The sequence below is a fragment of the Sphingomonas sp. genome, from assembly GCF_031380695.1.
Lineage (GTDB): Bacteria > Pseudomonadota > Alphaproteobacteria > Sphingomonadales > Sphingomonadaceae > Sphingomicrobium.
The window spans coordinates 1-5,188 of record NZ_JANMWY010000233.1; the positions used below are offsets into that span (position 1 = coordinate 1).

At 65.1% G+C, this 5,188-nt stretch carries 5 protein-coding genes; all 5 read left to right on the plus strand.

What is annotated here, in order from left to right; all coding sequences use genetic code 11:
* Positions 1-1,327: glycosyltransferase (locus RMN84_RS08285; protein WP_309611705.1), on the plus strand; the 1,327-nt coding region annotated here is incomplete at its 5' end.
* Positions 1,324-2,379, plus strand: coding sequence for a Gfo/Idh/MocA family oxidoreductase (locus tag RMN84_RS08290; protein ID WP_309611706.1), 1,056 nt, complete (start codon positions 1,324-1,326; stop codon positions 2,377-2,379). The genes RMN84_RS08285 and RMN84_RS08290, both read left to right, overlap by 4 nt.
* Positions 2,376-3,404, plus strand: coding sequence for an NAD(P)-dependent oxidoreductase (locus RMN84_RS08295; protein WP_309611707.1), 1,029 nt, complete (start codon positions 2,376-2,378; stop codon positions 3,402-3,404). The genes RMN84_RS08290 and RMN84_RS08295 overlap by 4 nt, the downstream gene beginning before the upstream one ends.
* A gap of 153 nt (positions 3,405-3,557) precedes the next feature.
* Complete coding sequence (locus tag RMN84_RS08300; RefSeq protein WP_309611708.1) at positions 3,558-4,922, plus strand: oligosaccharide flippase family protein; 1,365 nt, start codon at positions 3,558-3,560, stop codon at positions 4,920-4,922.
* Entirely contained in the window at positions 4,919-5,083 is a 165-nt protein-coding gene (locus tag RMN84_RS08305) for a hypothetical protein (protein ID WP_309611709.1), read from the plus strand. The genes RMN84_RS08300 and RMN84_RS08305 overlap by 4 nt, the downstream gene beginning before the upstream one ends.
* The last annotated feature ends 105 nt before the right edge of the window (positions 5,084-5,188 follow it).

The following is a 5,188-nucleotide window of genomic DNA, read 5'->3' on the forward strand; positions in this document are numbered from 1 at the left end:
GCCCATGCCAGATGATCAAATCGCCCACGGAGCCGACTGGCCAAGCCTCATCGCCATGAACCAGGATCAATATCAGCGCGCCGTGCCTGGGCATGACGCCGGGGCAACGTCGTTCCGGGTCGGCTATGTCATGACCCACTACCCGCGCCTGGCCCAGACGTTCATCACGGGCGAGATCGACGCGGTCGAGCGGGCCGGCGTCGACATTCACTGTTTTGCGATGAACGCCCCCGATGCGGTCGAACTGGAGGCGCCAGGCGCAGGGGAACGCGCCGCCCGCACCATCTATCTCAAGGCCGCGCCGGCGAAAGCTGTCGGTGCATTGCTCGCCATGCTCGTTCGTCATCCTTTCGGGGCGTGCCGCATTCTGGCCAAGGCCATCGCCAGCGGCGGCGGCAACGTCGCTCGAACGATGCGGCGACTGGCCCATGCCGCCCAGGCCGCACTGGTCGCGAACGAGGTGCGGAAATTGAACATCGCCCACCTCCACGCCCATTTCGGACTGGCCCCGGCGACGATCGCCTGGCTGGCGAGCGGCTTCGCATCGCTCGGCGGCCGGCCGGTCGGCTTCAGCTTCACGATCCACGGATTTCACGATTTCGTCGACCCGGCCGAAGCGCGGCTGGACCTCAAGGCGCGTGACGCAAAAGGCGTCGTCTGCATCAGCGATTTTACCCGCTCACAGCTATTCCTCCTGACCGAACCCGCGCTGTGGCCGCGCTTTCATGTCGTCCGATGCGGCATCGATCTGTCCGAGTTCACCTATCGCGCGCCCTCTTCGGCGGAGCCGCCACTGACCCTGCTCGCAGTCGGGCGCCTGTCGCGCGAAAAGGGCTTTGCGCTGCTGATCGAGGCGGTCGCGCAATTGCGGGCCGAGGGGGTCCCCTTCCATCTCCGGCTCGTCGGCGACGGCCCGTTGCGGTCCGACCTCGACGCGGCATCGCTCAACATTCGCGAGTGCGTGACGCTGACTGGCGAACGTCCGCCGTCAGCGGTCCGCGAGGAACTCGGCCGGGCGGATATCTTCTGCCTGCCCTCCTTCAGCGAGGGCCTGCCCGTGTCGATCATGGAAGCAATGGCGGCCGGCGTTCCGGTGGTGACGACGTGGGTCGCGGGCATCCCCGAACTCGCCCAAAACGGCCTGACGGCATTGACCGTCCCGCCGGCGCGCGCCGACGCCCTGGCGGACGCCCTGCGTACCTTGTCCGGCGATCCCGCCCTTCGCCAGCGACTGGCGGCGGAAGCACGGCATCGGGTCGAGCGGTTGCACGACCAGCGCGTGAACGGGCAGCAGATGGCGACGCTGCTCAGGAGCTTTGCCTTATGACCGCGCCGCCACTCCGCGCCGTAGTCGTCGGCTGCGGCGCGATCGCCTATGAGCATCTGCCGTTCCTCGCGTCGTCAGGTCAGGCAGTACTCGTCGGGGTCTGCGATCGATCAGCCGCACTGGCGGAGGCCGCCCGCGACCGGTTCAAGGCAGCAGCTGCCTACACCGACTATGACACGATGCTGGCCGAGGCGCACCCGGACATCGTCCATGTGCTGACGCCACCGCAAACCCACGATGCCCTCGTTCGCGCCGCGCTGGCGGCCGGGGCGCACGTCATCTGCGAAAAGCCGATGACCGGCACCGCGGCGGAAACCGAGGCACTGCTACAATGCGCCGCGCAGGCGGGCCACACCCTGACCGAAAGCCGCAATTTGCTCTTCAACGATCCGCTCATCGAGCTGATCGGCCTAATCGGCGATGGTCGGCTCGGCGACATCATCGAGTGCGACATATTGCTGTCGGTCGATTTCCTGTCGGGACCCTTCGGCGATCGCAACCTGTCGGGTCCGGCCGTCGCGTTGCCCGGCGGCGCGATCCATGATTTCCTGCCGCACCTCGTCTACGTGTTCCAGGCCCTGACCGGCGTGGGCGATATCGCCGAGGTTTATGGCGTGATGCAAAGCCGAAGCGACAATCCTCGCGCCGGCTATGATTTCCTCGATGCACTGATCGACGCGGGATCGGTTCGCGGGCGGTTGCGCATCGCCAGCGACGTCGAGCCCGCCAGCTTCACCGTCACGGTGCGGGGCAGTCGGGCGACGGCGGAAACAGACTTCTACAATCCCGGCCTGCTGTTCCACGGTCCACCCAACGTCGGCAAGCGGTCGGCGCTGGGCCAGATTGCCAACGGTCGTCGCTTGATCCGCGCCGGCTTCACCAATTTTCGCGACAAGGTCATGCAACATGGGCCGATGCACGGGATGGGGCGGATGCTCGACGCAATCTACAGCGCCATCCGAAACGCCGGGCCGATGCCGATCACGCCCGAACAGATGATCGACACCGCCCGCCTGACCGATCGCCTGATCGCACTCGGCCGCCAGCGGTGAAGGTCTTCGTCACTGGTGCGGGTGGCTTCCTCGGCCAGGCGGTCGTACGCACCGCGCAAAGCGCGGGCCATGAGGTCATCGCCCTGCAGCGCCCAACGTCGGCGGTTGCAGCACAGCCGGGAACCCGAACGGTGCTTGGCGATCTTCGGCAACCCTTACCGTCATGGACGGAAGCGCTGGACGGGGTCGATGCGGTCATCCATTGCGCCGCCGCCGCCGGCGGCGTTCTTGCCGAACAGCTCGCCGGGACGGTGCTCGCTACCGAGAATCTTCTCGCTGTCCTGCCCCCGAGTGTCCTCCGGATCGTCCATGTCAGCAGTTTTTCGGTCTATGATTTCGATGTTGCGGGGCGGACCGGCCGCCTCGACGAGGACACCCCGATCGAGCGCCAGCCCCAGCGCCGCGACGCCTACACGCTGACCAAGCTTATCCAGGAGCGGCTCGTTGTCGACCATGCGCTGCGCCAGAAACTCGATCTGGTCGTTGTTCGTCCGGGCGCGATTTACGGTCCGGGCAAGGACTGGGATTTCGGACGGGCGATGAAGGTCGGGCGCTTCGACCTGATCTTCGCGCCCTTCTCGCCGATGCGCCTGATCCACGTCGACAATTGCGCCGACGCCATCGTCGCCGGTCTGACCGCGCCGCTCGAAGGACAACTGATCGTCAATCTCGTCGATACCGAACAGCCGAGCCATTGGCGCTACCATCGCCTGGCGCGGCGGGCGGACTTGCCGGCCGGGATCGGGATTCCGGTTCCTTACACCATCGTCCGGGCGCTTGGTGCATCGGCACGGCTGGTGAGCAGGCTGTTCTTCGCCAACCGCGCCAAACTTCCCGAAATGCTCGACCCTCCGCGCCTGCGCGTTCGCTGGCGCCCGCTGCGCTACGCGAATGGCCGCCCGCGCGCGATGCTGGGCTGGCAACAGCGCGTTTCGCTGCCACAGGGCATCGACACGATGGTCCAATCCGGGATCGCCAAGGGAAATCAGGCACTGGAATCGTCGGACGACGGCGTGAATGTGTAACCGTCGGAAGCTCGAAACGATATTGCCAGAACCGCATCGATCGAAGACACTGGACATACGGATTCTCGCCGCAATTTCCTTGCGCCTCAATAAAAGCAACGGCAGGGATCGGTCTCCGCCGAGCAACGCTCGCGCCAGGATCGGCTGACTCCCATGTTCCGCATCGTTCCCCGGTCCCTGTTCATCAAGCTTGGCTGGACGACCTTTTCCTACGGGACGGTGCAAATCCTGCGCCTGATCAACAACATCATCCTGGCTCGGCTGCTTGCGCCGCCGTTGTTCGGGCTGATGCTGATCGTCAATTCGATCCGCACCGGGATCGAGTTGCTGTCCGATGTCGGCATCAACCAGAACATCATCCGACACGAGCGCGGCGACACGCCGATCTTCTACGATACGGCGTGGACGTTGCAGGCGCTGCGCGGAATGATCCTGGGAGCGATTTGCTTCCTCTCCGGAGGAATGGCGGCGCGCTATTTCGGGGTGCCCGAACTGGCGGCGATCCTGCCGGTGGTGTCGCTGTTCTTCCTTTTCACCGGCTTCGATTCGGTCGCGCGCTTCCTGCTTCAAAAGAAGCTGTCGGTCGCCCGGCTCAGCCTGTTCGAAATCGTCATCGCCTTCCTGTCGCTGCTGATCCACATCGCCCTGGCCCTGATCACGCCGACCATCTGGGCGCTGATCCTGGGCAGCGTCTTCGCCGGTGCGATCACTCTGGTCGGCAGCTTCATGCTCATGCCCGGGCTTCGTCACCGCTTCATCATCGACCGGCCCTCGCTCCGTGAACTGCTGCTGTTCGGCCGCTGGATCTTCGTCTCCTCGATCATCTATTTCGCGGCGATGAACTTCGACCGGCTCTATCTGGCCAAGCACATCTCGCTCGGTCAGCTAGGCATCTTCGGCATCGCCCGCACTCTGGCCGACACGGTCAGCCTGTTCGTCACCCGGTGCAGCACGATGATCCTGTTCCCGCTGGTCGCAGCGATGCGCGGCACGGCGCCGGAGATCAGGAGCCGCCTGCGTCACGGACGGCGCACGCTGTTACTGGCAACGGCAATCGGCCTGGCCGGGTTCACCGCACTCGGCGACCGCATCGTCGGCCTGCTCTACGACGCTCGCTATGCCGAGGCCGGACTGATCCTACCGGTGCTGGCGATCGGGACCTGGTTCGCCGTAATGAGCAGCATCAATGATTCGATCCTGATCGGCCTCGGTCATCCGCGACTGTCGGCGGCGGGGAATGCAGCCAAGTTGCTGGCCTATGTGATCCTCGTGCCGATTGCGCTGACCACGCGTGGCCTCGACGCGGCGATCGTTGCCTTGAGCGTTGGCGAGGTCGCCCGCTATCTCACGCTGTGGGCGTCGTCGCGCGGCGAGGGGCTTGGCTTCGCGCGGGACGACCTGCCGCTGACTCTCATATTCTTCGGCTGCACGGTGGCATTCCGAATGATCTTGCACGCGCTGGCTCTGACGAGCGGCCTTGACGGCCTGTTCCCCTTCGCCTTCGCGTTCCTACGATGAATATGCCTGACAACAGCGAACAGGATCCCCCGGTCAAAACCGGGGATGACGCGGCTCATGGCCATAGCCTTCCGGGGCGCAGCTTTGGCCTGCGCGAGGCGGTCATTATTGCTGTGCTCTGCTGCCTGGTCGCCATCACCGTCGCCTGGCTGCACCGCTAGCGGCCGGTTCGCAGCCACTCTTTGGGTCGGCGCCGCGCTAGACCCAGGTAAAGTGGAATCTTCCACAAGACATAAAGCGGCATTCGCAATAGCGCGCCCGCGCTG